We start from the raw sequence: 26428 nt of genomic DNA, 5'->3' as shown, positions 1-26428 counted from the left end.
CCACTTGCCGCAGCAATAGCGGAAATATGATTGGGTCCCGGCTCGGCCTGACGGCCGTCCGGGACGACGGGGAGAGGGTGGCCCGCGAAGCGTGCCGGGTGAGGGGGTAATGCCTCTCGGTGAGGGAAGGTCCGTCATACAGATAGGGATTACCCCCTCACCCCAGCCCTCTCCCCATGGGAGAGGGAGTCTGGCTGCGGCGAGACCAACGGCTGAGAGAAGGTCGCAACTCTCCGGGCGATTCCATCTCATGCGATCCCGCTCTCACAGCGTCCGCCACAGCCACATTTGTCATCCCCGCGAAAGCGGGGATCGAGTAATCACAGTGCGTATAATAGCGCTCAGCCTATTCGGGCGCTGCTGCGTACTGGATTCCCGCTTTTGCGGGAATGACAAGAGGGGCGGACCCTGCCCGCCCCGTCCTCAGCGCACCGCGACCGGCGATACGGTGGAGCCGGTCCCCCCTTGGATCTTCAAGGGCTGCATGATGAAGGCGAACTCATAGACCTGCTTCGCAGCCATATCGTCCAGTTTCAGATTCTCCAGCAAATGCACGCCATTGACCACCAGCGCGATCTGATGCACCGGCAGCGAGATCAGCGGATCGGGGCCGGGGCTGACTTCGACCGGCCAATTGTCCGCGCCGAGCAGCATCGGGTCCTTGCCGATCAGCCATTCGGCCGATTTCGCGCCGATGCCGGGGCAGGATTTGACGTAACGCGGATTGTCCTTGCCGTAGAGCTTGCCCCAGCCGGTATGGATGAGCACCGCATCGCCCGGCTGCAACGTCACATTCTGCTTGCGCAGCGCGCCTTCGAGGTCGTCCACCGTGATCTCGTAATTGTCGCCGAGGATCTCGACGCCCTTATAGCCGGCGACGTCGATCAGCACGCCGCGCGTGAAGAGCTGGCCGACGCCGTGGATGCCGTATTTGGTGAAGCCGCTGCGCGTGGCGTTCTCGCTGACCTTGGCGCAATTGTACCAGCTATCCTCGATGGTCTGATGGGCGAAGCCGTCGAACTGCGTGCCGACCTGGCCGAGTTCGGTGACCACCAACTCTTCGTTGGAGCCGCGCTTGTTGGATTGCGGGTTCATGAAGGTGCGCTTGGTGTGGACGTCGAAACGGCGCGTGCCGAAGAAGGCCATGTTCGGCCCCAGCACATGCGCCAGCTCGATGACCTCGCCGGTCTTGATGAGCTTGGCGGCGTTGAGCACGGCGGCGGGCTTTTGGTGGTTCATCGAGCCGCGCTGATCGTCCGCGCCCCATTTCGAGGGGCAGCGCTGGCTTTCAGGGGGCGGCGACCAGCTCGGGGTTTGAGCGAAGGCGGTCGCCGGGGCCAGCAGTGCCAAAACGGTCCCGCAAACAGGCAATATCCTCATGAGGTTTCCTCGATGTGATTTTTTTGCCTGAATATTGTGCGCGAGTATTCGGAAGGTTTAAAGCCCATTGCGCGAATAGAGCCTGTTCCCCCTGCCCGCGCGCCCGGTCAGCCGATGTCCACCCATTGGCCGCTCTCATGCGAGCGGGCCGCCGCGTGGACGGCGCGCTCGATCTCGAGCCCGGCGGAGAAGTCGAGCAGATGCGCGGGCTCGCCCGCGATAGCGCGCAGCAATTCGCGGCATTCGATGACCTTCAGCTCGTTGAAGCCGAGGCCGTGGCCGGGCGCGGGGATGAATTTCTCATAGGGCGGATGGACCGGCCCGGCGAGGATGCTGCGGAAGCCCTGCCGGTCGCGCGGACCGTCGGCGGTGTAGAGCTGGACTTCGTTGAAGCGCTCCTGGTCGTAGACGATGCTGCCCGCGGTGCCGAAGATCTGGACGAAGATGCGGCCCTTGCGGCCCCAGGCCGAGCGGTTGAGCAGGATGGTGCCGCCGAGGCCGTCGAAGCGTAGCAGCAGCGAGGCGACATCATGCGTCTCGACCGCGCGGCGGCTGCCATCGCCGGTGGCGCGGTCGGCATAGGGTTTGGTCATCAGGGCGGTGACGGCGCGCGGCTCGAAGCCCAGCACCCTCAGCAGCGAAAAGGCGTGCACGCCGAAATCGTCGAGCGCGCCATAGCCGGAGGTCGCGGCGTGCTTCCAGTCGAACGGTGCCGCGCCATCGGCCATGAAATCCTCGTCCATCTCGACGCGCAGATGCGTCGCCCGCCCGATGGCGCCCTCGCCGAGCAGCCGCGCCATGAGCCGGATGATTGGGTTCTGGATGTAATTGTAGCCGAGCGCCGCCACCTTGCCGCTGGCCTGCGCCGCCGCGTTCATCCGCTCGGCGTCGGCGAAGGCGGGCGCCATCGGCTTCTCGCACCAGACATGCTTGCCCGCTTCGAGCGCCGCGATCGCCATCTCCGGATGGAAGGCGTTGGGCGTGGTGATCGAGACGACATCGATATCGGGCGCGGCGACCGCATCGCGCCAGTCCCCGGAGGCGCGGGCGAAGCCGAATTCGGCCGCGCGGGCGGCGGCGAGTTCGGCGCCCGCCTCGCAGAGCAGCGCCAGTTCGGGGCGCGGCACATCGCCGAACACCGGCGCAACGGCGTTCCAGGCCAGCGCATGGCATTTGCCCATGAAGCCGGTGCCGATCAGGGCGACGCGCAAGGGTTTCGCCATGGCTATACCGTCCCGCCGAGCGCCGCCGAGAGCGTCTGCAATTCCTTGCCGCCCGCCATCAGATTCTGCAGCGAATCCATGCTGATCTCGCCCTTCGCATAGGTGCCGAGGGTGCGGCCCCGGTCGAGCACGGTGAAGGCATCGCCGACCGCATAGGCGTGGCGCACATTATGGGTGATGAAGATCACGCCGAGCCCCTTCCGGCGCACCTGGTCGACATATTTCAGCACCATCGAGGTCTGCGCGACGCCGAGCGCCGACGTCGGCTCGTCGAGGATCAGCACCTTGGCGCCGAAATAGACCGCCCGGGCGATGGCCACGCATTGCCGCTCGCCGCCTGACAGCGTGCCGACCGCATGGCTGGGGTCGCGGATGTCGATGCCGATGCGGTGCATCTCCTCGCGAGCGACGGCGTTGCAATGTTTGAAGTCGATGAACTGGAGGGGCCCGATGCCGCGCGTCGGTTCGCGGCCCATGAAGAAATTGCGCGTGATCGACATCAGCGGGATCATCGCCAGGTCCTGGTAGACGGTGGCGATTCCGCTATCCAGCGCCTGGCGCGGGCTGGTGAAGGCGACCGGCGCGCCGTCCAGCAGGAAGTCGCCGGAAGAGGGCCTGATGACGCCCGCCAGCGTCTTGATGAGCGTCGACTTGCCCGCGCCATTGTCGCCGAGCAGGCACATCACCTCGCCGCGCCGGACCTTCATCGAGACGCCGGAGAGCGCGATGACCGGGCCGAAATGCTTGGCGAGGTTGCGCACCTCGATGAGGGGAGTGTCGGTCATCGCTCGCCCGTCACTTTCTTGCGGATGAAATTGTTGAACAGCACGGCGAGCAGCAACATGCCGCCGAGGAAGACCTTGAACCAGTCGCTGTCGATGCGGGTGTAGCCGAGGCCGATGGAGACGGTGCCGAAGATGATGGCGCCGAAGAACGCCCCGATGGCCGAGCCGTAGCCGCCGGTCAGCAGGCAGCCGCCGATGACCGCCGCGATGATCGCCTCGAATTCCTTCTGGTCGCCGCGCAGCGCGTCGGTCGAGCCGGTGTTCATCACCTGGATGACGGCGACGAGGGTCGCCGCGCAGGCGGTGGTGACGAAGAGGCCGGTCTTCACCAGATTGACCGGCACGCCGGAATTGCGCGCCGCGTTCTGGTCGCCGCCCGCGGCAAAAATCCAGTTGCCGGTCCGGGTCTTCAGCAGCACCCAGGTGGCGAGCAGCGCAAAGCCGGTGAACCAGAGGATGGAGACCGGCACGCCCTCGACGGTCGGCAGGCCGGAGGGGAAGCGGCCGATCAGCCCCTGTTCGGCGAGCCAGCGGAAGGTGCCCGGAAAGGCGACGCCCTGGAACAGCCCGGCGAGCGGCGAGCCCGAGGCCGCGTCCGCGATGCCGCGCAATTGCGTCGAGCCGCCCGTCGCCGCCTTCAGCCCGACCAGCGAGATGCCGCGCAGAATGAACAGGAAGGCGAGGGTGACGATGAAGGAGGGCAGCTTGGTGCGGATGACGGTCTGTCCGCTGATGATGCCCATCATCGCGGCGACGGCGAAGGTGGCGGCCAGCGCCAGCTCGAAGGGCCAGTCCAGCACGACGAGGCAGACGCCGAGCACCAGGCCGGAAAAGGCGAGCATCGAGCCGATGGAGAGGTCGAATTCGCCGCCGATCATCAGCAGCGCCGCCGCGATGGCGAGGATGCCGAGTTCGGAGGCGGGCGCGAGCACCGTCATCATGCCGGCGAGGGTGAACATCGAGGCGTCCGCCCGCCAGGCGAAGAAGATGATGACCGCCGCGAGCCCGGCGATGGCGCCGAGTTCGGGCCGCCGCATCGCCTCGGCGAGCAGGGTGGATTTTTTCAGGCGCTCGTCCGCGCTGCGCTCAAGGGGGCGCGCGCCGGTCTGCATGGCCTCGGACATGGGTTTCCTCTCCCTTGCACCGTTGGTGGCGCTTGTTGGCAGGCGGCGGCCTGGTGCTGCCGGCTCTGCCTTTTTTGGTTGCCGAGCAAGCGGCTTCCCCTCACCCGGTCGCCTGACGGCGCCCGCCCTCTCCCACAAGGGGAGAGGGCAAAAAGGAAGTCACGGGCCGCAGTTCAGCCCTCTCCCCTCGAGGGAGAGGGCGGACGCGAAGCGGCCGGGTGAGGGGGCTTTCTTTACCGAATGCCCTTCGCCGACAGCTCCGTCACCTGCGCGGCCTTGTCCTTGGTGATGAGGTTCGGACCCGACGGCACGTTGCCGCCCGGGATCAAGCCGTATTTCGCGTAATTGGCCAGAAACACCACCGGCAGATAGCCCTGCAAAAACTGCTGCTGGTCGACGCCGAAGGCCGCTTCGTCCGCCGCGATCGACTTCAGGAAGCTCGGCGACAGGTCGAACGAGGCAATCCGCGCCTTCGAGCCGGCTTCCTTCGCCGCCGCCACGCTGGACTCGCCGCCAAGCGGCGCGCTCAGCGCCATCACCGTGTCGATGGCGGGGTTGGAGGCCAGAGCCGCCTTGACCTTGGCCCGGATATCCGAAGGGTCGGTCTTGGTCGGCACGGTCGTCACCTGACCGGCGAAGCCGTCGGCAAAGCCCTTGCAGCGCAGGTCGAGCGCCACATTGCCGACCTCGTGATTGACGCAGATGCCGACCTTGCCGCCCATCTCCTTCAGCTTGGCGCCCGCCGCCTTGCCCGCATCATATTCGTCCTGGCCGACATGCAGCAGCGCGCCGAGGCTCTTGGAGACATCCGAGCCGGAATTCATCGAAATGACTGGAATGCCCGCCGCCACGGCCTTCTTGATCGATCCGGCCAGCGCGGAGCCGTCGGGAATGGAGACGATCAGCCCGGCAGGGTTCTGGTTGACGGCGGCGTCGATGAGCTGGCCCATCTTCACCATGTCGAAGGTCTCCGGCGCGCGGTAATCGACCGAGACCTTGAGGTCCGCCGCCGCCTGGGTGACGCCGTTCTTGACCACCGACCAGAACGGATCGTTGGCCTGGCCGTGGCTGACGACGATGATGCGCTTTTCCTGCGCCTGCGCGCCGGTCCAAAGGCCGAGCGCCGCAACGAATGCCAGCGGCAGAATTTTTGCAAGCTTCATGGCTTCCTCCCTTGAGTGTTACGGCATCTTCGGGGCCTATTCGCCCGGATGCCGCTTCGTTTCCTGCCCCCCAGGCCAACGGCAATCTCCGCTACAGCCGGCTAAGGTTGCGGAATGTCACATCCATTTCTTGTCGTTATGGAATGGACGGTCTATTTTCCGTGAGTGTACCAATCGCAATGCAGCCGTCAACAAGGATAGAGCGAATGGCCGACGCCGAAAGCGTCCGATCCGACATCGCGCGCGACTACGAAGCCTTCCGCGCGCTGGTCACAAGCCTGCAAGCCCAGCTTCCGCGCCGGCTGCTCCAGGTCGCCGAATTTGCCCTCCGGCATCCCGAGGAAATGGCGCTCGGCACCGCCGCTTCGCTCGCCGCGCGGGCGCAGGTGCAGCCCTCGACCATGGTGCGCTTTGCCCAGGCGCTCGGCTATCAGGGGTTTTCCGATCTTCAGGACGTGTTCAAGGCCCGCATCCGCGACCGCTGGCCGGAGCCGCCAGAGCGTTTGCGGCGGCTGAAATCCAGCCCCGGCGGCAGCCCGGCCTCGGATCTCGACGGCTTCATCGCCGCCGCGCAGACCTCGCTCGCCCGCCTGCACGAGACCATGCCCGCCTCCGCCATCGGTCATGCGACGCGGCTGCTGTCGCGGGCGCAGACGGTCTATATCGTCGGCACAAGGCGCTCGTTTCCGATCGTCGATTATCTCGGCTATACCTTCGCGACGCTCGGCGTCCGGGCGCTGCCCATCGACAGCATGAGCGGCCTTGCCCGCGAGCAGGCCGCCCTCGCCGAGCCCGGCGACGCCATGTTGGCGGTGTCGTTCACGCCCTACGCGCCCGCGACGGCCGAGCTCGCCGGGGCGGCAGTTAGGCGCGAGGTGCCGCTGATCGCTATCACCGACAGCCCGCTGGCGCCGCTCGCCCAGATCGCCCGGGTGGCGATCGAGATCGTCGAAGCCGATTATGCCGGCTTCCGCTCGCTCGCCGCGAGCTTCGTCGTCGCCAACGCGCTGACCGCCGCGACGGCCGCGCGGCGGCAGGCCGTCACGAGTGCGGCAGGACGACAGGGACGCCGAGCCGGGCGCTTTCGGTCGCGGCATCGGCCAGGATCTGCGCCTTGAGCCCGTCCTCGCCGGAGGGCGACGGCGCGGTGCTATTGCGCAGCGCTTCGACGAAGCTGGCGATCTCGGCGCGATAGGCGTCGGCATAGCGCTCGAGGAAGAAGGGCAAGGCGGGGTCGGTGGTGAAGCCGCTCGCGCCCGCCGCCGTGACGGTGGTCGCGGTGCGGTTGCCGGCGGCGAGCAGGCCCAGCGCCCCGTGCACCTCGATGCGCTGGTCGTAGCCATAGGCGGCGCGGCGCGAATTGGAGATCTGCGCGATGCGGCCTGAGTCCGTCCGCAGCACGCAGACCGCGGTGTCGACGTCGCCCGCCGCGCCGATGGCCGGATCGACCAGGGCGGAGGCCGCCGCATAGACGCTGACCGGCTCCTCGCCGAGCAGGAAGCGCGCCATGTCGAGATCGTGGATCATCATATCCCGGAACAAGCCGCCGGAGCGCTTGATGTAGGAGACGGGCGGCGGCGCCGGGTCGCGCGACAGGATGGTGACGATCTCCACCGCGCCGATCTCGCCCGCCCTGACCCGCGCTTGCAGCGTCTGGAAGGACGGGTCGAACCGCCGGTTGAAGCCGATCATCAGCGGCACGCCGCGCGCCGCGACGCCGTCCAGCGAGCGCCGGATGCGCGCCGAATCCAGGTCGATGGGCTTTTCGCAGAAGATCGCCTTGCCCGCGGCGGCGGCCCTGTCGATGAGGTCGGCGTGGGTGTCGGTCGGCGTGCAGATCACCACGGCGTCGATCTCGGCCGATGCGATGGCCTCGTCGAGGCCGGCGGCCGTTGCGCCGAGTTCCGCCGCGATGGCGTTGGCCGCCGCCTCGTCGACATCGCTGACCATGGCGAGCCGGGCTCCGGGCTGGCGGGCAATGTTCCTGGCATGGATGCTGCCGATGCGGCCGACACCAAGGACGGCAAAGCGAATTAGGCCCTGTTTCATGGCATTTCCCACTGAATCGCGCTCCCGCGCCGATGCACCGACATTTTTAGATCAAACATTCCATGTTGACGCAATACTGGAATTCTTATTTCCTAAGTGCGGTGCTGCATCGCCTGAGGAGCCTCCGCGTGCCCGATCCGTCGCTCGACATCATCGCCATCGGCCGTGCCTCCGTCGACCTTTACGGCCAGCAGATCGGCGCACGGCTGGAGGACATGGCGAGCTTTGCCAAATCGGTCGGCGGCTGCCCGGCCAATATCGCCATCGGCGCGGCCCGGCTGGGTCTGCGCTCGGCGCTCGTCACCCGCGTCGGCGACGAGGCCTTCGGGCGCTTCATCCGCGAGCAGCTCGCCCGCGAGGGCGTCGACGTGCGCGGCGTCGCGGCCGACCCCAAGCGGCTGACGGCGCTCGCCATTCTCGGCGTGCGCGACTCGAGCAATTTCCCGCTGATCTTCTACCGGGAGGATTGCGCCGACGCCGCGCTCGACGAGACCGACATCGACGAGGACTTCATTCGCAGCGCCGGGGCCATCGTCGTCACCGGCACGCATTTCGCGCGGGAAAATTCCGCCGCCGCCCAGCGCAAGGCCATGCGCATCGCCCGCGAGGCCGGCCGCCGCGTCATCTTCGACATCGATTACCGGCCCAATCTCTGGGGCCTCGCGGGGCATGGCAGCGGCGAACAGCGCTACATCCCCTCGGGCGAGGTCAGCGCGCATCTGCAAACCATCCTCCCCGATTGCGACCTGATCGTCGGCACGGAGGAGGAGGTGCATATTGCGGGCGGCACGGATGACACGCTCTCAGCCCTCCGCCGTATCCGCGCATTGTCGGCCGCCGCCATCGTGCTGAAGCGCGGGCCGATGGGCTGCGCGGTGTTCACCGGCGCGATCCCGGCGTCGCTGGAGGACGGCATCAAGGGGTCCGGCTTCCCCGTCGAGGTCTATAATGTGCTCGGCGCGGGCGACGGCTTCATGTCCGGCCTGCTGCGCGGCTATCTGCGCGGCGAGCCCTGGGAGACCACCTGCGCCTATGCCAATGCCTGCGGCGCAATCCTGGTGTCGCGCCTGCTCTGCTCGCCCGAAAGTCCGAGCTGGACCGAGCTGCGGCACTTCCTCGACCATGGCAGCCCCGAGCGCGCTTTGCGCCGCGACCGGCAGCTCGCCCATCTGCATTGGGCGACGACGCGGCGGCCGGGCAAATCCCAAATCCTGGCGCTCGCCATCGACCATCGCAGCCAGCTCGAAGCCCTCGCCGACCGCTGCGGCGCGCCGCGCGAGCGGCTGTCGCGGCTCAAGGTGCTGGCGGTCGAGGCGGCGGCGCGCGTGTCGCGCGGGCGCGGCGACATCGGGATGCTGATCGACGACACGCATGGACGCGAGGCGCTGTTCGCCGCCGAGGGCGCGGATCTGTGGATTGGCCGCCCGGTCGAGACGCCCGGCTCGCGGCCGCTGACCTTCGAGCCCGGCGCCGATCTCGGCTCGCATCTGGTCGAATGGCCGGTGACGCATACGGTCAAATGCCTGTGCTTCTACCATCCGGACGATCCGCCGGCGCTGCGCGAGGCGCAGGAGGAGCGGCTGCTCGCGCTGGCCGACGCGGCGCGCACGGTGGGGCGGGAATATCTGGTCGAGATCATCGCCGGGCCGCATGGGCCGCTCGGGCCCGATACGGTCGCCGCCGTGCTGCGGAGGCTCTACGCCATCGGCATCAAGCCGGATTGGTGGAAGCTGGAACCGCAAATGAGCGCCGCCGCGTGGCAGGCCATCGATGCCGCCATCGCCAAGGGCGATCCTTATTGCCGGGGCGTCGTCCTGCTCGGGCTGGAGGCGTCGGAGGCGGAGCTTGGCGAGGCGTTCGCGGCCGCGCGCGGGTCGGCTTGCGTGAAAGGCTTTGCCGTCGGCCGCACGATTTTCGCCGAGCCGGCTGAGGCGTGGCTGTCGGGCCGCATGGACGATGCGGCCATCGTCGATGAGATGCATCGCCGCTTCATCCGGCTGATCGCGGCCTGGGAGCAGGCGGGGCGATGAGTTTGCAAGGTTGGGAGGCCCTGCATAATCTCGTCGCCCCGGCCGTCGGAGCCGGGGCCTGCTCGCCTATCCGCTCGCCGCAGGGCTGGCGGAGCCGCGAACGGGTCCCGGCTCAAGGCCGGCACGACACAGCGTGCGGGACCAACCCGCCGAACAAAACCAGGGAGGCCAATGCGCCATGAGCACGATCAAGCTGACCGCCGCGCAATATTGCACGCGCTTCCTTGCCGCGCAGACGACCGAGATCAACGGCACCGTCCAGCCGATCTTCGGCGGGGTCTGGGCGATCTTCGGGCATGGCAATGTCGCCGGGCTCGGCGAGGCGCTGTACCGGACGCGGGAGGAGCTGCCCGTCTTCCGCAGCCACAATGAGCAGGCCATGACGCTCGCCGCCTGCGCCTTCGCCAAGGCCGCGCGCCGCCGCCGCATGATGGCCTGCACGACATCCATCGGACCGGGTGCGACCAACATGGTCACCGCGGCCGCCGTCGCGCATGTGAACCGGCTGCCGCTGCTCTTGCTGCCCGGCGATGTCTTCGCCTCCCGCCGCCCCGACCCGGTCCTGCAGCAGATCGAGGATTTTGGCGACGGCACCGTTTCGGCCAATGACTGCTTCCGCCCCGTCTCACGCTATTTCGACCGCATTACCCGCCCCGAGCAGATCGTGCCCGCGCTCGACCGCGCCATGAGCGTGCTCACCGACCCGGCCGAATGCGGTCCGGTGACGCTCGCCTTCTGCCAGGATGTGCAGACCGAGGCGTTCGACGCGCCCGCGCAGCTTCTTGAACCGCGCCTGTGGCGGCAACGCCGGCCGCGCCCCGATTCGGGGGAGATCGAGGCCGCCGTCGCTGCGCTGAAATCCGCCAAATCGCCGCTCATCATCGCGGGCGGCGGCGTGCTCTATTCCGAAGCGGAGACCGCGCTGGCGAGGCTTGCCGAGCGCTGCGGCATCCCCGTCGCCGAGACGCAGGCGGGGAAATCCAGCCTTCCCGCCGGCCACCCGCTGAACCTTGGCAGCATCGGCGTCACCGGCACCGGCGCGGCCAACGATCTGGCCGCCGAAGCCGATCTCATCATCGCCATCGGCACGCGGCTTGCGGATTTCACCACCGCATCCTGGGCGCTGTTCCAAAATCCGGCGCGGCGGCTGCTCGCAATCAACGTCGCGCTGTTCGATGCCGCCAAACATCGCGGCGTCCCGGTCATCGGCGACGCGCGCGAGACGCTGGCCGAGATCGACCGCGCGCTCGCCGGATGGTCCGCACCGCAAGCGTGGAGCGCGAAAGCCAAGGGCGCGCGCAGCAATTGGCTCGAGGCCGCAGGCCGCTACACCGCGCCGAGCAATGCCGCGCTGCCCTCCGATGCGCAAGTCATCGGCGCGGTGCAGCGGGCGAGCCAGCCGAGCGATGTCGTGGTCTGCGCGGCGGGCGGGCTGCCGGGCGAATTGCACAAGCATTGGCAGGCGGGCGCGCCGGGCGGCTATCATCTGGAATACGGCTATTCCTGCATGGGCTACGAAATCGCCGGCGGCGTCGGCGTCAAGATGGCGGACCCGTCGCGCGAGGTCACCGTGATGCTTGGCGACGGCTCGTATCTGATGATGAATTCCGAGATCGCGACCTCGGTGCTGCTCGGACTGAAGCTGACCATCGTCGTGCTCGACAATCGCGGCTTTGGCTGCATCGACCGGCTGCAGCGCGCGACCGGCGGCGAGGGATTCAACAATCTGCTCGCCAATACCCGGCATCAGAGCCTGCCCGAGATCGACTTCGCCGGCCATGCGCGCAGCCTCGGGGCGCAGGCGGAAAAGGTCGCCGGGCTCGGCGAATTGGAGCAGGCGCTGGCGCGCGCCCGCACCGCCGACCGGACCACGGTGCTCGTCATCGACACCGACCCCGCCGCCTCGACCGATGCGGGCGGCTATTGGTGGGACGTGGCGGTGCCGGAGGTTTCGGAGCGGGAGGCCGTCCGGGCGGCGCGCTCGGGCTATGACAAGGCGCGCGGCGCGCAGCGATTGGGGGACTGAAATGAGCATTCGGATAGGGGCGAACCCCATCGGCTGGTCGAATGACGATTTGCGCGAGCTTGGCGGTGCGACGCCGCTGGAGGTGTGCCTTGCGGAGGCGGCCGAGGCCGGATTCGAGGGCATGGAGCTCGGGCACAAATTCCCGCGCGAGGTGACGGCGCTGAAGGCCGCGCTCGCCCCTTACGGCCTCGATTGCGTGTCGGGCTGGTATTCCGCCGAGCTGCTGCGGCGTGAGCCGGAGGCGGAGCTGGCGGCGCTTAGGCCGCATCTCGATCTGCTGAAGGGGATGGGGAGCACCGTTCTGGTCTTCGCCGAGACATCCAACGCCATCCATGGCGAGCGCGGCACGCCCTTGTCACGCCGCCCGGTTTTGGCTGCGGGCGACTGGGCCGAATTAGGCCGGCGCGTCACCGCCGTCGCGGAGGCGACGCTCAATGAGGGCGTGCGCCTCGTCTATCACCATCACATGGGGACGGTCGTGCAGAGCGAGGCCGACATCGACGCCTTCATGGCGGCGACCGGTCCCGCCGTGCATCTCCTGCTCGACACCGGCCACGCGACATGGGGCGGCACCGATCCGGCCGCCCTCGCCGGCCGCTACCGCGACCGCATCAGCCATGTCCACACCAAGGATGTGCGCGCCGCCGTGATGGCCGAGGCCGGGGCGAAGGATTGGAGTTTCCTCGATAGCGTGATCGCCGGCGTCTACACCGTGCCGGGCGACGGCATGGTCGATTTCGGCTCGGTCTTCCGGGAATTACCGGGCTACCGGGGCTGGGTGGTGGTCGAGGCCGAGCAGGACCCGGAGAAAGCGCATCCGCTGACCTATGCGAAGAAGGGCTATGCGCATCTGGTCGAGACGCTGAAAGCCGCCGGTTTCGAGAGCCGCTGGGCATGAGCAAGCTGCTGCTGCATCCGCGCGACGCCGATGCTGAGGGCCGCATTCACGCCATTACGCCGGAGAGCGCGGGCTGGCGCTATGTCGGCTTCGAGGTCTTCCGGCTCGGCGCGGGGCAGCGGCTGTCGCTGGCCGTCCCCGGTGGGCGCGAGGCGTGTCTGGTCCTGGTCAGCGGACGGGCCGAAATCCTGGCCGGCGGGGCAAATCTCGGCTTAATCGGCGCACGCATATCGCCCTTCGACGGCAGTCCATGGTCGGTCTATGCCCCGGCCGGGACGCGGATCGACATCCGCGCCGAGAGCGAGGCGGAACTGGCGCTCTGCTCCTCGCCGGGCACCGGGGCGCTGCCCGTCCGCGTCATCCCGCCGGAAGCCGTCGGCCTGGAAACGCGCGGCAAGGGCACCAACACCCGCCATGTCCGAAACATCCTGCCGGAAAGCGAGGCGGCGGAGAGCCTGCTCGTCGTCGAGGTCATCACGCCGGGCGGGCATTGGTCCTCCTACCCGTCGCACAAGCACGACACCGACGATTTCCCGCACGAGACCTATCTCGAAGAGACCTATTACCACCGCCTCGCGCGCCCCGGCTTCGCCCTGCAGCGCGTCTACACCGACGACCGCAGCCTCGACGAGACCATGGCCGTCGCCGACCGCGACGTCGTGCTGGTGCCGCGCGGCTATCACCCGGTCGGCGCCCCGCACGGCTTCGACCTCTATTACCTGAACGTCATGGCCGGCCCGAAGCGCGCCTGGCGCTTCCGCTACGATCCGGATCAGGCTTGGCTGCTTTAAATTCGAAATCCCCGCGAAGGCGGGGATCCAGTAATACCGTAGCCAGGAGCGACGCGTTGCCCAACCTCAACTGCTGCGGCGTACTGGATCCCCGCCTTCGCGGGGATTTCGCCGGAGGGTGGGATGGTCCCTAGAGCGCCACCAGCACCGCCCCCGCGCCGATGAGGATGACGCCGAGCCAGTTCGGCAGCGACAGCCGTTCGCCGAGGAAGATGACCGCGAATACAGCCACCATCACCACGCTGAGCTTGTCGATGGGGGCGACGCGCGCCGCGTCCCCGATCTTCAGCGCGCGGAAATAGCACACCCAGGACGCGCCGGTTGCCAGACCCGACAGGCCGAGAAACAGCCAGGTCCGGCCGGAGACGCTGGCGGGGTTCTGCCAGCCGCCCGTTGCCGCAAGGATCGCGCCGAGCGCGGCCAGGATGACGATGGTGCGGACGAAGGTGGCGAAATCGGAATTGACGTTTTCGACGCCGACCTTGGCGAAGATGGCCGTGAGCGCCGCGAACAGCGCCGAAAGGACGGCCCAAAACTGCCATGTCAGCATGACGCCTCCGCCGACCGGAAACCGTTGATCCGGTTCAAGGTCTATCCGATTCGCTGCCGGACGCCCCTCGGCGAAGCGCGCTCCAGCCTAAGCCTTGAGGAAGCTCTCCAGCACCGCGATGTCTCGCTTGTCCCCCGCCACATCCCCGGCGAGACGCGCGTAAACCTTCGCCGCGCCCTGATAGATCAGGCTGGCGCCGTCCTCCTCGCCGAGAAAGCCCGCGATCTCCTCCATCTCGGCGACCCAGCGATAGGCTTTGGGAAACATGTCGGGCAGCGCCCGCTCAAAACGCTCGAGCAGTTGCGGCTGGCTCTCGGCGAGTTCGGCGTGCAGCGCTTCCGCCGCACCGGCCCTGGCCGCACCGAGGATCATCGCGGCGCCGATGGCCGTCAGCCCCTTGGTGACGCCGGCATAGGACATCTTCAGCGCCGAGGCGGCTCCGTTCGGCGCGTCCAGCACGCGGATTTTCAGCCCGAAATCCGCCAGCACCGCAGCCTTCGGCGCGGCCTCCCCGGAGAGATAGAAGGTCGGGCCCTCGACCCCGGCGCGTGGCGGTCCGCCGATAATGCCGGCATCGACGAAGGGCGCTCCCGTCGCCGCGATCACCGCCTCAATCCGGCGCGCCGTCTCGACATTGACCGCATTGCAGTCGATATAGACCGGCTTGCGCGCGGCGGCGGCGATCGCGCCCCGCAATTGGACGGCCAGCGCCTCCGCCTCGCCGGGCGGCACGATGGAGAGGATGACATCGGCCGCCGCGATCTGCGCGTCATCCGCGCCGGCCATGCCCGCAGCGGCCGCGCGCTTCCGCGTCGCCTCGCTGCGGCCGTCCAGCTTGGTCAGCACGCGCGCGCCGTGATCGGCAAGACGGCGGGCGACGGCGCTGCCCATGGCCCCGGGCGCGATCACGGCGATGGTCAAACTCATGCTCTCTCTCCTGCTCATGCGATCTGCGCATAGGATATAGGGTGTCGCTCCCGGACTGGAACAACTCGGCGTTACCTGCGGCGCGCGGCTAGCCAACGCCTGTCATCATCGCCATATCGGGGGAGCCAGGCCCAAGCCATGGAGGAAAACATGGGTAATTATCGCAAGACGCCCGAAGCGGTCGCCGCGCTGTCGCCGGAGCAATACCGCGTCACCCAAGAAAGCGCCACCGAACGGCCCGGAACCGGCGAATATCTCGATAATAAAGAGCCGGGCATCTATGTCGACATCGTTTCGGGCGAGCCGCTTTTCGCCTCGTCCGACAAATACGACTCCGGCTGCGGCTGGCCGAGCTTCACCAAGCCGATCGAACCGGCCAATGTCAACGAGCTGCAGGACAACGCCTACGGCATGATCCGCACCGAGGTCCGCTCGGCGCATGGCGACAGCCATCTCGGCCATGTCTTCGATGACGGGCCGGAGGATCGCGGCGGCCTGCGCTATTGCATCAACTCGGCTTCGCTCCGATTTATCCCTCGCGACGAGATGGAAGCCGAAGGGTATGGTGCCTATCTCGACCAAGTGGAGGACATCTGATGACTGAGCAACGCGCCGTTCTCGCCGGTGGCTGCTTCTGGGGCATGCAGGATCTGATCCGCAGGCAGCCGGGCGTGATTTCCACCCGCGTCGGCTATACGGGCGGCGAGGTCCGCAACGCCACCTACCGCAATCACGGCAACCACGCCGAGGCGATCGAGATCATCTACGATCCGGCCAAGACCGATTACCGGACCATCCTGGAATTCTTCTTCCAGATCCACGACCCGACCACGCGCAACCGCCAGGGCAACGATGTCGGCGCCAGCTACCGCTCGGCGATCTTCTATACGGACGAAGAGCAGAAGCGCGTCGCGCTCGACACCATCGCCGATGTCAACGCCTCCGGCCTGTGGCCGGGCAAGGTGGTGACGGAAGTGGTGCCGGCCAGCGATTTCTGGCAGGCCGAACCCGAGCACCAGGACTATCTGGAGCGGATTCCGAACGGCTATACCTGCCATTTCATCCGCCCCGGCTGGAAGCTGCCGCACCGGGCCGACGCCAGCTCGAGCTGATCGCGCAGCCCCTCAAGATCCGCAGCCGGACTCCCTCTCCCTCGGGAGAGGGCGGGGGTGAGGGGTTCGTGAGTCCGCCGAGAGTCCGCAACCCCTCACCCGGCACGCTTCGCGTGCCACCCTCTCCCCTTGGAGAGGGTTGGGCTGCGGCAAGGGGCGGCGGGCTGCCTTCAACGTGATCTCATACCAGAGCTGGAACGGCATCTGTTGAGATGGGATCACCCCGCGCCACCCGTTGTATCGTCATTCCCGCGAAGGCGGGAACGCAGCATCCTTCAGGAGCTGCCGTGGACGGGGTTGGTTTCCCGCCCTCGCGGGAATGACAAAAGGGGATGCGTCGCGTGTGAGGTCTCCGTCTAAACTGATCTCGCTCTGGTCACGCTCCCAGCAGCCCCGCGGTAAGCGCACCGAGCGTGTGAATGCTGTCCTCGATGCGGGCATCCCAGGGGTGCCCGCAGCTCAGCCTCAGGCAATGGGCATGGCTCTTCGAGGCCGAGAAGACGTCGCCCGGCGCAAAGCAGATGCCGCGCGCAATGGCGAGGTCGAACAGGCGGCGGCTGTCGAAGCCGTCAGGCATTTCCAGCCACAGCACGAAGCCGCCCGCCGGGCGCGTCACCCGCGTCTCGGCCGGGAAGCTTTTGTCGACCGCGCGGCTGATCCTGTCGATGTTTTCCGCAAATGACCGGCGCAGGCGGCGCAAATGGCCGTCATAGCCGCCCGAGGCCAGGAATTCGGCGAGCGCGGCTTGCGGCAGCGCGGCGCTGCAGATGTTCATGGCGAATTTCGCCTCCAGCACCCGCTGCATATGCCGCTGCGGCGCGATCCAGCCGATACGGTAGCCGGGCGCCAGCGTCTTCGAGAACGAGCTGCAATAGATGATGTCCGCCCCCGGCGCGAGGGCGCTGAAGGGTTTTGGCCGCTCGGCGCCGAAATAGATGTCGCCGTAAATGTCGTCCTCGATCAGCGGCACGCCGTGGCGCTGCAGCAGCGCCAGCACCGCGCGCTTGCCGTCATCCGACATGGAACAGCCGAGCGGATTGTTGAAGCTCGACGACAGCAGGCAGGCTTTCACCGGCTTGGCCGCGAGCAGCCGTGCCAGCGCGCCGATGTCGAGGCCCGTCCCGGCATCGGTCGGCAATTCGACCGCCTTCAGCTCCAGCGCTTCGAGCACCTGCAACAGCCCGAAATAGGTCGGCGACTCGATGGCGACGCTGTCGCCCCGCTTCGTCACCGCCCTGAGCGCCAGCGACAGCGCCTCGGTGCAGCCATTGGTGATGGCGACGCCGTCCACGCCGAGCGCATGGCCCGAGCGCAAGGCGCGGCGGCAGATCTCGGCGCGCAATTGCGGATCGCCGCGCGGCTCGGTGTAGATGTTATAGGCCCGGCCCTTGACCCGGGCGGCGCGGGCGAGGAAGCGGTCGAGCCCGCCCGCCGCCAGCAGATCGGCGCTGGGGATGGCGCAGCCGAGCGGCACGATGTCCGGGCGGGCGGCGTAGTCCAGCAGCGAGAGCACGCCGCGCGAAACGGTGACATCGGTCGGCGCGCGCCTCGGCTTGGAAGGCTTTGGCGTATCCCGCGATTTCGCGCCGCCCGCGACGACATAAAACCCCGATTTCGGCCGCGCTTCCAGGATGCCGCGATCTTCGAGCAGCCGGTAGGCGTGCAGCACCGTCGATATGCTGAGCGAGTGGTCGGCGGCGATCCGGCGGATCGAAGGCGCGCGCATTCCGGCGCGCAGCACGCCGCTGTCCAGCAGGCCGGAGACGATTTCGGCCAGCGCCTCATAGCGGTACGGCGCGTCGGCGCCATTCAATGACATCGGAGTCTGCCTCCCCGGAATCTGTACCCACCCTGAACGTAAAACAGGGCCGCATTTTGAAACTGTATTCATTACAATTGCAGGCCTCTGTGTCTTATTGCAAGGATGTCGGTGCGCTAGGCTGGTCTCCGGTCGCCCATTTCGGCAAGGAAGGATCGCGCATGGCCAGGAAACTGACGAAATTCCCGCATAACGGCATTCTCTCGCTGACCGAGCAGGCCGCCGACTATGACCTCGCCGAAAGCGTCGGCCCCGATCTGCGCATGCGCGAGGTGTTCGCCGGCGATCCGGACGATCTCGCCGATCTGCCGCTCGCCTATGGCAGCGCCGCCGGACGCCGGGATTTACGGCAGGCCATCGGCAGCCTGCACGGCGTCGAGGCCGACGATGTCGTCGTCACCATCGGCGGCATGCACGCGCTGTTCCTGATCGCCGCCATCCTGTGCGAGCAGGGCGACGAAGCCGTGCTGGCCTCGCCGCATTTCCCCAACACCCACGCCGCGCTCGGCGCGTCCGGCGCGACGGTCAAGACGCTTCGCCTGTCCTTCGAGGACGGCTACCGCCTGACCGCCGCCGCCCTGCGCGAGCAGCTTTCGCCGCGCACCCGCCTCGTCTGCCTGACCTCGCCGCAAAACCCCTCCGGCGTCGTCACGGCGGCGGAGACCATCGCCGCCATCGCGCGCATGATGCAGGACATCAGCCCCGACGCCTATCTCCTGCTGGACGAGACCTATCGCGAGGCCGTCTATGGCGCGAACGCCGTGGTGCCGAGCCTCGTCCGCCTCAGCCCGAGCATCATTTCCTGCGCCTCGCTCTCGAAATGCCACGGCGCGCCGGGCCTGCGCCTCGGCTGGGCGATCACGCGCGACCCCGCCTTGCGCGAGCAGATCAAGCTCGGCAAATTCACCAGCGTCATCTGCAACTCCGCCATCGACGAGGCGCTGGCCTTGCGGGTGCTGGAGCGGCGCGACGCCATCCTCGACGAGCGGCGCGGCCATCTGGGCGATTGCCTGCAGCGCGTCGCGGATTGGGTCGCGTCGGAGGCTGATTTGGTCGAATGGGTGCGGCCGGATGCCGGGGCGCTCTGCTGTATCCGCCTGAAGGCTGCCGCCTTCGACGATGCGGCGGTCGCCCGCTTCTATGCGGAACTCGGCGACAAGGGCGTGCGGGTCGCGCCGGGCGACTGGTTCGGCGAGGCGAGGCGGGTGTTCCGCCTGGGCTTCGGGCTGCTGTCGGAGTCCGACCTGATCGTGGCGCTGCGCCTGATGTCCGGGGTGCTCAAGTCGCGGTAGTAGTTTGCCTTTATTGTCATCCCCGCGAAAGCGGGGATCCAGTCAAGGGCGATCTTCGCCATCTGGCATTGCCTTAAACACAGCCGCTGCGGCGCACTGGACTCCCGCTTTCGCGGGAACGACAAAAAGTGACCCTTAACAATGTTATCGCCGAGGCTCGCCAAAGCCGCGAAGGCAGATAGAATGGCGGCAACAGCGAGACATTGCGAACAGGGGCCACCAGCCAATGGCACAGATCGAAAAGACGACGCTCGGAGCGCGCGGACCGGAGGTCTCGCGCCTCTGCCTCGGTACGATGATGTTCGGCGACCAGACCGATGAAGGCGCGGCCGTCGAGATGATCGCGCGTTATGGCGAGGCGGGCGGCAATTTCATCGACACCGCCGATCAATATGCGAACGGCGCGTCCGAAAGCATCATCGGCCGCGCCATCGCCGGGCAGCGAGACCGCTGGGTGGTCGCCAGCAAGGGCGGCAACCCCGTCAAGGGCGTGCCCGGTTCCGGCGGACTGTCGGCGCGCTGGCTGCGGCCGGCCGTCGAGCAGAGTCTCGACCGGCTTGGCCTCGACAGGATCGACGTCTACTACCTGCATCTCGACGATGAAGCGACGCCGCTCGAAGAGACCATCGGCGTGCTCGGCGAACTGATGGCGGCGGGCAAGATCGGCGGCTGGGGGTTTTCGAATTTCCGCGCCTGGAAGATCGCCGACATGGTCCGCGTCGCCGACAGCCTGGGCGTTGCCCGGCCGATCGCGGCGCAGCCCTATTATCACGCGCTCTACCGGCTCATCGAGATCGACTATCTGCCCGCCTGCGCGCATTTCGGCATCGGCGTCGTCCCCTATTCGCCGCTGGCGCGCGGCCTGCTGACCGGCAAATATAATGACGGCACGCCCGAGGGCTCCCGCGCCGCGCGCAACGACAAGCGGATGATGGAGACCGAATTCCGGCCCGAGGCCATCGACGCCGCGCGGAAAATCGCCGCCCATCTGGCCCCGTCCGGCCGCCCGATGAGCGGGTTCGCCCTGGCCTGGGTGCTCGCCAACAAGTTGGTCTCGGGCGTGGTGATCGGGCCGAAGACGATGGCGCAGCTCGAGGATTACATCAGCCTCGCCGCCACCGCCTATACCGCCGAGGACGAGGCGTTCATGAACCAGCTTGTCCCGTCGGGCAGCGCGGCGGGCTATGCCTATAGCGATCCACGCTATCCCTATCGCGGCCGGGTCTTTGCGGGCTGAGCGCGAACGGGAGCCGCAGGCCAACCTCTGCGGAGGGGAGCTTTCCAAGCCCCCGCAATTTCATTCCGTCGCCCCGATCCTGACCGCTCTGACACCCGGCGCGACGCCTCCCTTTTTGTCATTCCCGCGCAGGCGGGAATCCAGCCCGGTCCACGGCGGACGCCTCAAGGATGCGGGATTCCCGCCTGCGCGGGAATGGCAACACCATTGGTGGCATCGACCGGTTCCAACTTGACCGGTCCCGCGCTAGCGGCTGCTTTCCATCAGGACGTCGCCGGCGCCTCCGTTGGCGAGCGGCGCCCTGGGCTTCACCACCACGATGATCTCGTTTTCCGGCTTGTAATATTTCGCGAAGACCCGGCGGACCTCCTCCGCCGAAAGCGGCGGGCGGCGGCGGCCGAAATCGTTCAGCGTCTCGCCGCGATAGGTGATTTCCCGCAACGCGCCGCGCCAGTAGGCAAGACTGTATGGCGGCTTCTCGCGCGCATTGGCGATCTGCTTCCGGACGATCTTGATTTCGTCCGCCGTCGGCCCTTTCTCGGCGAAGCTGCGATACATGGCGGACAGCTTGTCCCGCAGCGCCGCCGTCTTGAGCGGGTCGGTGACCGCCGAAGCGTAGAACATCCCGAACCCCGAATAGGGCAATCCCGGCCACGAATTGGCGTCGATGCCATAGACGAGCTGCGCGTCCTCGCGGATCTCCTTGGTCATGCGCGTGGTCAGGATGCGGGCCGCGATCGACATCGCCCGCGACGCACGGCGGTCGGCGTCGTCGACGCTGTAGAAGCCGGAATAAACGAAAGCCTGATTGGTGTTGGTGTCGATCGTGCGTTCGACCGTCTGCGGCCCTTTGCGGCGGCCGAGCCTGTGGGCGTCGCTGGCACGGTAGGGGCGCACGCGCTCGCGCGCCGGCAGCGAACCGAGATATTTGGCTGCCAAGTCCATGGCGCGCTTGCGCGATATGTCGCCGACGATGGTGACCTCGATCGGCGACTCCCTGATGAGCTTCTCGAGCCAAGCCTGCGACGCCGCCAGCGTCAGCCGGTCGACATCCTCGACGGTGAACGGCTTGCCCCGCGTGTCCGATTGCGGATAGCTCGCCTCCCGCACCACCTCTTCGGCATTGCGGGTCGGGCTGAGCATGTCCTCGCCGGTCTTTTCGCGCCAGCCGCTGACGAGGCGGGTGAAGGCGGTCTCCTCGATCCTGGGATCGGTCAGCCGCAGATAGGCCAATTGGAACCCGGTCTCGAGTTCCTCCGAGGTCGCATAGATCGCCATGGACACCGAGTGGCCGTCCGAGTCGGTGGTGACGACGGCCTTTTTCCCGATCATCAGCCGGCGGATTTCGGTCGAGCTGAGACGGCTGGTGGCCGTCCCTGCCCAGGCCGCGCCCACCAGGGCGGTGATGCCGTCATTGGCGTCGGTCTCCTGCATCTCGCCGCCGATCAGCGAAATGTCGACGCTGACCCGGTTCTTCTCCGTCCCGACATAGCGGTGATGCACCTTCACATTGTTGGAGAGCCAGGCGTCGGACACCTTGGTCGCGGCGTGCCTGCTGGTCGCGGCGACGGTTCCGCCCGGCGGCGGCGCGGATAGCAGCGACGAGGCCGGATCGGCGGCCTCCCCTTCCGGGAGCGGCCGCTGGGCGAGCGCCTCGACGCCCGCGGCCAGCAATTGCTCCTCGGTCGGCGCGCCCGGCCCGGCTTCCATCCTGGCGACGAAGGCGACGGCGCCCGGCTTGAAGCTCTGCGCGAAAGTCTGGTTCAGCTCCTCGAGCGAAATTCCGGGCAGCAGCCGCCGGATCAGTTCGAGCTGCTGCTGCGGCGACATGGTGCCCCGGTCATAGGTCGCGGCATCGTTCAGCTCGCGGATCAGGGTCTCCGCCGATCGCTCCCCGATATTCTCGGTATTCGACTCCGCGGCGGCGACGATCTGCTTCTTGGCATCCTCCATCTCGGCCGCGGTGAAACCGATGCCGCGGGCGCGCTGCAGCTCGAGCGCGAGCCCGTTCAGCGCCTGTCGCCAGGCGCCGTCCCGCGCGCCCGCCCACAGGTCGGTCCGGCGCATGCCGGGCCCCTCACGGAACAGCGACAGGTCGGCGCTGGTGAAAGCTCCGCCGGCCTTCGCCGCCTCCGCCCTCAAGCGCCAGTCCATCGCCCGCTCCGCAACCCTGCGGATCAGAAAGGCGCGGTAGTTCGGCACCGTCCGGGCGATCGGCAGCGCCTCCTCGATCCATATCATGCCGATATCCGTCCCCTTGATCTCGGCATCCGTCGCGACGATGGCGAAGCTGTTGCTGTAGGAGGTCACGCCGGCCGGCCGGCTCACCGGCCGCGGCCGCTTGGGAGCGTCACCGAAGGCTTTGCCGATCAGTTTGACGATTTCGGCGGGGTCGGCATCGGCGACCACCAGCAGCGTGGCGTTCGATGCGGCGTACCATTTTTCGTAATAATCGCGGAAATCCGGCTCCTGCAGGCGATTGATCGACGCCTCGGTGCCGATGATCGGCCGGCCGTAATTCGAACCCGGCGCGATCCGCTTCAGAAGAGTATCCGCCACGCGCCGCGCCGGCGTCTGGCCGCGCCGCAGCTCTTCCAGGATGATCTGGCGCTCGGCATCGATCTCGCGCTGCTTGAGCGACAGGTTGGAGATGACGTCGGCAAAAAACAGCATCCCCTTACCGAGCGTCGCCGCATCCACTTTCGGCAGGGCAAGTTGGTAGGTGGTCTCGCGCTGATTGGTGAAGGCGTTCTGGTCACGGCCGAACACCATGCCGCGCGCTTCGAAGGAGTGAACCAGGGTGCCGGGCGGAAAATGCGCCGAACCGTTGAAGGCCATGTGCTCGAGATAATGGGCGAGGCCCTGCTGCTGATCGGTCTCGTTGAGCGACCCGGTGTTCAGATGCAGCCACATCGTCGCCTTGCCCGGCGGATTGGCATGTTTGCGCACCATGTAGCGGAAGCCGTTGGCCAGCTCGCCGCTGACGACCGCCGGATCCTGCGGCAGCGCTTCGGCCTGTCCGGCGGGGACGGCGGTCGTCTGCGCGCTGGCGCAGGACACGGACAACGCAAGAATTGCAACGACTTGAACGACCGCGGCAATGAGCCCCGTCCGCCCAGCACACCTTCCGGCGGCACGACCATCCGACGCCATCAAACCCCCAATCGGTGAGACTGACCTTGGCCCGAGACAGCAATATTGCTATTTCGGCCGGATTTCAGCCAGAGGGCGATTGTAACGTGGCGATAATTGGGGCGAAAAAGGCCCTGTGCCGCGATGCCGCGGCTGCGCCGGAGGGGCCGGGCAGGCGCCGAAGGCCCGGATGGTGGGCGGTGAGAGGGTCGAACTCCCGACATCCTCGGTGTAAGCGAGGCGCTCTACCACTGAGCTAACCGCCCGGTCTGACGGGCGCGACAATAGCATAAAGCCTGAGGCTGACAAGCGGCGCTCCAAACGGAAAGAGCCGCCCCCTTGGGAGCGGCTCTCGTCACGTGGCGCGGCTGGAGCGCGCGCCGAATCCCGGGATTAGACGGTCCGGATATTGTCCACAGCGACCTTGCCGGTGCGGCGATCTTCGCGCGTGTCGAAGCTGACTTTCTGGCCTTCGACGAGGCCGCGAATGCCAGCGCGCTCGAGTGCCGTGGCATGGACGAAAACGTCCTTGCCGCCGTTGTCCGGCTGGATGAAGCCGAAACCTTTTTGATCGTTGTAGAACTTAACGACACCGGTATTCATGTAGTTTCCTTATTCACAGGCTGTGTAGTAGAGACGAGAATGCGCTTTCGCGCACTCATAGTGCTCGGTTCGTCGAAATTTGGTGAGGGTTTGAACGTTCACCCGGCTTCGCCACGGTGTTACGGCCCAATCGTCCGGCCCAAAGTCGATGTGGCCAGCCTAAGGCCTCGTTACGGCGCTGGCAAGAGCTAGATTAAGAAATTTTCTCAATATAAACGGGATTATTCGCACCAACTACGATTTTGAGTAAAGCTTTGCGTCAATTTGACGAAGCCAAAGCGGTCGCATATCGGCGTTGCTTTCGTCACTCTTGCCCGCCGCCGGCACGCAATCATGGCCGTTTCGCGGGAATTCCGGTGAGAATTCTCACTGCCGGCGCGGTCAACCGATCCGCCCCGCCCGCACCGCCAGCGGCCAGCGCACCCGGCGCCGCTCGCCATCCGGCCAGATGGAGGCGAGCGCCGCCGCGAGAGCGTCGACCGGGCCGCGCCCGACAGCCTTCTCCGCCTCGCGTACCGCCGACCAGGTCTCGACATAGCCCATGAGCTGGGCGCGGGTCCATGCGCGCTCGATGGCGAGACCGGGCTGCGCGATCTCGGCGAAGGGGAACGGCAGCGAGCGGTAGCCGTCCTCGACATGCCGGCGCTCGGGCGGCCAGTAAGGCGCGAGGGTGCGCCAGTAAAACGCCTGCATCGGCGGCTCCGCGTCGCCCTCGACATGCAGCACGCCGTAGCTGACCAGCGCCAAGAGCGCGCCGGGCCGGGCGACGCGCCGGGCTTCGGCGTAGAAGGCGTCGAGGTCGAACCAATGCGCGGCCTGGGCGGCAACGATCAGGTCGGCGCTGCCAGGCGCGAGGCCGCTCGCCTCCGCCGGCGCGACCCGGTAGGCGATGCGCGGATGCGGCGCGGCGGCGGCGATCTGCTGGGCGCTGGCGTCGGTCGCGGCGACGCGGTCGAAATGATCGGCCAGCAGCACGGAAAGCTGGCCGTTGCCGCAGCCGCAATCCAGCGCCAGCGAGCGTCCCGGCGCGTGGCCGGCGAGGAAGGCGCCCAATTCCGGCGGATAGTCGGGCCGGTTGGCGGCATAATCGGCCGAGCGCGCGGAAAAGTGATCCTTGAAACCCGGTTCGGTCATGGCGCGTCCTCCCGATCTGGCGCAGCGTTATGGCACGCTTGGCGCGGCCGACCATCAGCCTTTGGCAATGATGCTATTGCATTTTCGCCGCTTGTGCGCACGGCGCGGCATACCGACATCAAAAGAATAACGCGTCCACGGAGACGATCCATGCCGCCACTTTCGATCCTCGACCTTGCGCGCATTTCGCAAGGCCAGAGCGCGGGCGACGCGCTGCGGAATTCGCGCGACCTGGCGCAGCACGCCGAGCGCTGGGGCTATAACCGCTTCTGGCTCGCCGAACATCATAATATGACCGGCATCGCCAGCGCCGCAACGGCGGTCGCCATCGGTTATGTGGCCGACGGCACCAACACCATCCGGGTCGGCTCCGGCGGCATCATGCTGCCGAACCACGCCCCGCTCATCATCGCCGAACAGTTCGGCACGCTTGCCGAACTCTATCCCGGACGCATCGATCTGGGCATCGGCCGTGCGCCCGGCACCGATCAGCGCACTCTGCGCGCCCTGCGCCGCGATCCCGACGCCGCCGACAGCTTTCCCCAGGACGTCTTGGAATTGCAGGCGCTGCTGGCGGCGCCACAGCCGAGCCAGGCCATCCGCGCCGTGCCGGGCGCCGGCACCAAAGTGCCGATCTGGATTCTCGGCTCCAGCCTGTTCGGCGCCCAGCTCGCGGCAATGCTCGGCCTGCCCTATGCCTTTGCCTCGCATTTCGCGCCGGATGCCCTGGTGCAGGCGCTCGAGGTCTACCGGGCGAAATTCCAGCCTTCCGAGCAACTCGACAGGCCCTATGCCATGGCCGGCGTGAATGTCGTCGTCGGCGAGACCGATGCGGAGGCGCGCCGCCAGTTCACCTCCATGCAGCAGGGTTTCGTCGACATGATCCGCGGCACGCGCGGCCAGCTCGCCCCGCCCATCGACGATATCGACGCCTTCTGGAGCCCGGCCGAGGAGCGCCACGTCTCGCGCATGCTGACCCGCTCCATCGTCGGCAGCGCGGACAGCGTGCGGCGCGGGCTCGAAGCCTTCGTGGCCGAGACCGGCGTCGACGAGATCATCGTCGCCTCGGCCATCTACGACCATGCCGAGCGGCTGCGCTCCTATGAACGCCTCGCCGAAGCCTGGGGCGCCAAGTCTTAGGCGTGACGTTTTG

Annotated in this window: 22 protein-coding genes and 1 tRNA gene; 10 read left to right on the top strand and 13 right to left on the bottom strand. The window is 67.3% G+C overall.

All coding sequences use genetic code 11. The features are described 5' to 3' along the window. Positions 1-423 precede the first annotated feature (423 nt). The 5 genes from BLEFHOIH_RS09575 to BLEFHOIH_RS09555 form a co-directional block, all read right to left on the bottom strand. Positions 424-1380 carry a cyclase family protein gene (locus tag BLEFHOIH_RS09575; protein ID WP_088344784.1) on the bottom strand — a complete coding sequence of 319 codons (957 nt, stop codon included), beginning with the start codon at positions 1378-1380 and terminating at the stop codon, positions 424-426. Between the two features lie 107 nt (positions 1381-1487). After that, positions 1488-2603 (bottom strand): Gfo/Idh/MocA family oxidoreductase, encoded by a 1116-nt coding sequence (locus BLEFHOIH_RS09570; protein WP_088344782.1) that lies wholly within the window; start codon positions 2601-2603, stop codon positions 1488-1490. Positions 2604-2605: 2 nt separating this feature from the next. Then, positions 2606-3388: an ATP-binding cassette domain-containing protein gene (locus BLEFHOIH_RS09565; protein WP_088344780.1), complete on the bottom strand. Its 783-nt coding sequence runs from the start codon at positions 3386-3388 to the stop codon at positions 2606-2608. Further along, the gene (locus BLEFHOIH_RS09560) at positions 3385-4512 is read right to left on the bottom strand and encodes an ABC transporter permease (RefSeq protein ID WP_245296943.1); all 1128 of its coding nucleotides are present in this window, start codon (positions 4510-4512) and stop codon (positions 3385-3387) included. The genes BLEFHOIH_RS09565 and BLEFHOIH_RS09560 overlap by 4 nt, the downstream gene beginning before the upstream one ends. A 233-nt stretch (positions 4513-4745) precedes the next feature. After that, a complete protein-coding gene (locus tag BLEFHOIH_RS09555; RefSeq protein WP_088344778.1) occupies positions 4746-5675 on the bottom strand; it encodes a sugar ABC transporter substrate-binding protein in 930 nt (309 codons plus the stop codon). Positions 5676-5881: 206 nt separating this feature from the next. On the opposite strand from BLEFHOIH_RS09555, the gene BLEFHOIH_RS09550 reads away from it, so the two are divergent. Beyond that, positions 5882-6793 (top strand): MurR/RpiR family transcriptional regulator, encoded by a 912-nt coding sequence (locus tag BLEFHOIH_RS09550; protein ID WP_088344776.1) that lies wholly within the window; start codon positions 5882-5884, stop codon positions 6791-6793. Here the strand turns inward: BLEFHOIH_RS09550 and iolG are convergent. Next, on the bottom strand, positions 6717-7724 hold the full coding sequence (gene iolG, locus BLEFHOIH_RS09545; protein ID WP_088344774.1) for an inositol 2-dehydrogenase: 1008 nt from the start codon (positions 7722-7724) through the stop codon (positions 6717-6719). The two genes, BLEFHOIH_RS09550 and iolG, sit on opposite strands and share 77 nt — an antisense overlap. A gap of 128 nt (positions 7725-7852) precedes the next feature. On the opposite strand from iolG, the gene iolC reads away from it, so the two are divergent. The 4 genes from iolC to iolB all read left to right on the top strand — a co-directional run bounded on the left by iolC (position 7853) and on the right by iolB (position 13469). After that, positions 7853-9754: a 5-dehydro-2-deoxygluconokinase gene (iolC, locus tag BLEFHOIH_RS09540; RefSeq protein WP_245296942.1), complete on the top strand. Its 1902-nt coding sequence runs from the start codon at positions 7853-7855 to the stop codon at positions 9752-9754. Between the two features lie 178 nt (positions 9755-9932). Then, positions 9933-11780 carry a 3D-(3,5/4)-trihydroxycyclohexane-1,2-dione acylhydrolase (decyclizing) gene (gene iolD / locus BLEFHOIH_RS09535; protein WP_088344770.1) on the top strand — a complete coding sequence of 616 codons (1848 nt, stop codon included), beginning with the start codon at positions 9933-9935 and terminating at the stop codon, positions 11778-11780. A gap of 1 nt (position 11781) precedes the next feature. Further along, complete coding sequence (gene iolE / locus BLEFHOIH_RS09530) at positions 11782-12678, top strand: myo-inosose-2 dehydratase (RefSeq protein WP_088344768.1); 897 nt, start codon at positions 11782-11784, stop codon at positions 12676-12678. Beyond that, positions 12675-13469 carry a 5-deoxy-glucuronate isomerase gene (gene iolB, locus BLEFHOIH_RS09525; RefSeq protein WP_088344766.1) on the top strand — a complete coding sequence of 265 codons (795 nt, stop codon included), beginning with the start codon at positions 12675-12677 and terminating at the stop codon, positions 13467-13469. Before iolE ends, iolB begins: the two co-directional genes overlap by 4 nt. Before the next feature lie 130 nt (positions 13470-13599). On the opposite strand, the gene BLEFHOIH_RS09520 is transcribed toward iolB, so the two are convergent. Next, complete coding sequence (locus BLEFHOIH_RS09520; RefSeq protein ID WP_088344764.1) at positions 13600-14019, bottom strand: EamA family transporter; 420 nt, start codon at positions 14017-14019, stop codon at positions 13600-13602. Positions 14020-14106: 87 nt separating this feature from the next. Next, positions 14107-14946 (bottom strand): NAD(P)-dependent oxidoreductase, encoded by an 840-nt coding sequence (locus BLEFHOIH_RS09515; protein ID WP_088344762.1) that lies wholly within the window; start codon positions 14944-14946, stop codon positions 14107-14109. A gap of 150 nt (positions 14947-15096) precedes the next feature. Between BLEFHOIH_RS09515 and msrB the strand changes: the two genes are divergently transcribed. Beyond that, positions 15097-15543, top strand: a complete 447-nt coding sequence (gene msrB, locus BLEFHOIH_RS09510) for a peptide-methionine (R)-S-oxide reductase MsrB (RefSeq protein ID WP_088344800.1) — start codon at positions 15097-15099, stop codon at positions 15541-15543. After that, complete coding sequence (gene msrA, locus BLEFHOIH_RS09505; protein WP_088344760.1) at positions 15543-16058, top strand: peptide-methionine (S)-S-oxide reductase MsrA; 516 nt, start codon at positions 15543-15545, stop codon at positions 16056-16058. The genes msrB and msrA overlap by 1 nt, the downstream gene beginning before the upstream one ends. Before the next feature lie 376 nt (positions 16059-16434). Here msrA and BLEFHOIH_RS09500 read toward each other — a convergent pair whose 3' ends face one another. After that, a complete protein-coding gene (locus BLEFHOIH_RS09500) occupies positions 16435-17877 on the bottom strand; it encodes a PLP-dependent aminotransferase family protein (protein ID WP_088344758.1) in 1443 nt (480 codons plus the stop codon). A 161-nt stretch (positions 17878-18038) separates the two neighbouring features. Here BLEFHOIH_RS09500 and BLEFHOIH_RS09495 point away from each other — a divergent pair, with 161 nt between their 5' ends. Further along, the gene (locus BLEFHOIH_RS09495) at positions 18039-19169 is read left to right on the top strand and encodes a pyridoxal phosphate-dependent aminotransferase (RefSeq protein ID WP_170937084.1); all 1131 of its coding nucleotides are present in this window, start codon (positions 18039-18041) and stop codon (positions 19167-19169) included. A 226-nt stretch (positions 19170-19395) separates the two neighbouring features. Further along, positions 19396-20406 (top strand): aldo/keto reductase, encoded by a 1011-nt coding sequence (locus BLEFHOIH_RS09490; RefSeq protein WP_245296941.1) that lies wholly within the window; start codon positions 19396-19398, stop codon positions 20404-20406. A 246-nt stretch (positions 20407-20652) separates the two neighbouring features. Here the strand turns inward: BLEFHOIH_RS09490 and BLEFHOIH_RS09485 are convergent, their stop codons facing one another. The 4 genes from BLEFHOIH_RS09485 to BLEFHOIH_RS09470 form a co-directional block, all read right to left on the bottom strand. Next, entirely contained in the window at positions 20653-23466 is a 2814-nt protein-coding gene (locus BLEFHOIH_RS09485; RefSeq protein ID WP_170937083.1) for a M16 family metallopeptidase, read from the bottom strand. 263 nt (positions 23467-23729) lie between these two features. Then, positions 23730-23804: transfer RNA gene (locus BLEFHOIH_RS09480), tRNA-Val, on the bottom strand. Positions 23805-23931: 127 nt separating this feature from the next. Continuing rightward, positions 23932-24141: a cold-shock protein gene (locus BLEFHOIH_RS09475; RefSeq protein ID WP_088344754.1), complete on the bottom strand. Its 210-nt coding sequence runs from the start codon at positions 24139-24141 to the stop codon at positions 23932-23934. A 381-nt stretch (positions 24142-24522) separates the two neighbouring features. Beyond that, entirely contained in the window at positions 24523-25275 is a 753-nt protein-coding gene (locus tag BLEFHOIH_RS09470; protein ID WP_088344752.1) for a class I SAM-dependent methyltransferase, read from the bottom strand. A gap of 150 nt (positions 25276-25425) precedes the next feature. Between BLEFHOIH_RS09470 and BLEFHOIH_RS09465 the strand changes: the two genes are divergently transcribed. Next, complete coding sequence (locus BLEFHOIH_RS09465) at positions 25426-26415, top strand: LLM class flavin-dependent oxidoreductase (protein WP_088344750.1); 990 nt, start codon at positions 25426-25428, stop codon at positions 26413-26415. Positions 26416-26428 lie beyond the last annotated feature (13 nt).

It is taken from the genome of Rhodomicrobium sp. R_RK_3, from assembly GCF_002198715.1.
GTDB lineage: Bacteria > Pseudomonadota > Alphaproteobacteria > Rhizobiales > Rhodomicrobiaceae > R-RK-3.
Note: the sequence above shows the minus strand (reverse complement) of the source record. Positions and strands in the feature narration are given on the sequence as shown.

Coding starts and splice junctions, on each gene's coding strand:
- BLEFHOIH_RS09515 (WP_088344762.1), bottom strand. CDS start 14,946: ATGAGTTTGACCATCGCCGTGATCGCGCCCGGGGCCATGGGCAGCGCC.
- BLEFHOIH_RS09555 (WP_088344778.1), bottom strand. CDS start 5,675: ATGAAGCTTGCAAAAATTCTGCCGCTGGCATTCGTTGCGGCGCTCGGC.
- BLEFHOIH_RS09570 (WP_088344782.1), bottom strand. CDS start 2,603: ATGGCGAAACCCTTGCGCGTCGCCCTGATCGGCACCGGCTTCATGGGC.
- iolD (WP_088344770.1), top strand. CDS start 9,933: ATGAGCACGATCAAGCTGACCGCCGCGCAATATTGCACGCGCTTCCTT.
- msrB (WP_088344800.1), top strand. CDS start 15,097: ATGGGTAATTATCGCAAGACGCCCGAAGCGGTCGCCGCGCTGTCGCCG.
- BLEFHOIH_RS09520 (WP_088344764.1), bottom strand. CDS start 14,019: ATGCTGACATGGCAGTTTTGGGCCGTCCTTTCGGCGCTGTTCGCGGCG.
- iolG (WP_088344774.1), bottom strand. CDS start 7,724: ATGAAACAGGGCCTAATTCGCTTTGCCGTCCTTGGTGTCGGCCGCATC.
- BLEFHOIH_RS09550 (WP_088344776.1), top strand. CDS start 5,882: ATGGCCGACGCCGAAAGCGTCCGATCCGACATCGCGCGCGACTACGAA.
- BLEFHOIH_RS09575 (WP_088344784.1), bottom strand. CDS start 1,380: ATGAGGATATTGCCTGTTTGCGGGACCGTTTTGGCACTGCTGGCCCCG.
- BLEFHOIH_RS09500 (WP_088344758.1), bottom strand. CDS start 17,877: ATGTCATTGAATGGCGCCGACGCGCCGTACCGCTATGAGGCGCTGGCC.
- BLEFHOIH_RS09475 (WP_088344754.1), bottom strand. CDS start 24,141: ATGAATACCGGTGTCGTTAAGTTCTACAACGATCAAAAAGGTTTCGGC.
- BLEFHOIH_RS09470 (WP_088344752.1), bottom strand. CDS start 25,275: ATGACCGAACCGGGTTTCAAGGATCACTTTTCCGCGCGCTCGGCCGAT.
- BLEFHOIH_RS09490 (WP_245296941.1), top strand. CDS start 19,396: ATGGCACAGATCGAAAAGACGACGCTCGGAGCGCGCGGACCGGAGGTC.
- iolB (WP_088344766.1), top strand. CDS start 12,675: ATGAGCAAGCTGCTGCTGCATCCGCGCGACGCCGATGCTGAGGGCCGC.
- BLEFHOIH_RS09495 (WP_170937084.1), top strand. CDS start 18,039: ATGGCCAGGAAACTGACGAAATTCCCGCATAACGGCATTCTCTCGCTG.
- iolE (WP_088344768.1), top strand. CDS start 11,782: ATGAGCATTCGGATAGGGGCGAACCCCATCGGCTGGTCGAATGACGAT.
- BLEFHOIH_RS09565 (WP_088344780.1), bottom strand. CDS start 3,388: ATGACCGACACTCCCCTCATCGAGGTGCGCAACCTCGCCAAGCATTTC.
- msrA (WP_088344760.1), top strand. CDS start 15,543: ATGACTGAGCAACGCGCCGTTCTCGCCGGTGGCTGCTTCTGGGGCATG.
- BLEFHOIH_RS09465 (WP_088344750.1), top strand. CDS start 25,426: ATGCCGCCACTTTCGATCCTCGACCTTGCGCGCATTTCGCAAGGCCAG.
- BLEFHOIH_RS09560 (WP_245296943.1), bottom strand. CDS start 4,512: ATGTCCGAGGCCATGCAGACCGGCGCGCGCCCCCTTGAGCGCAGCGCG.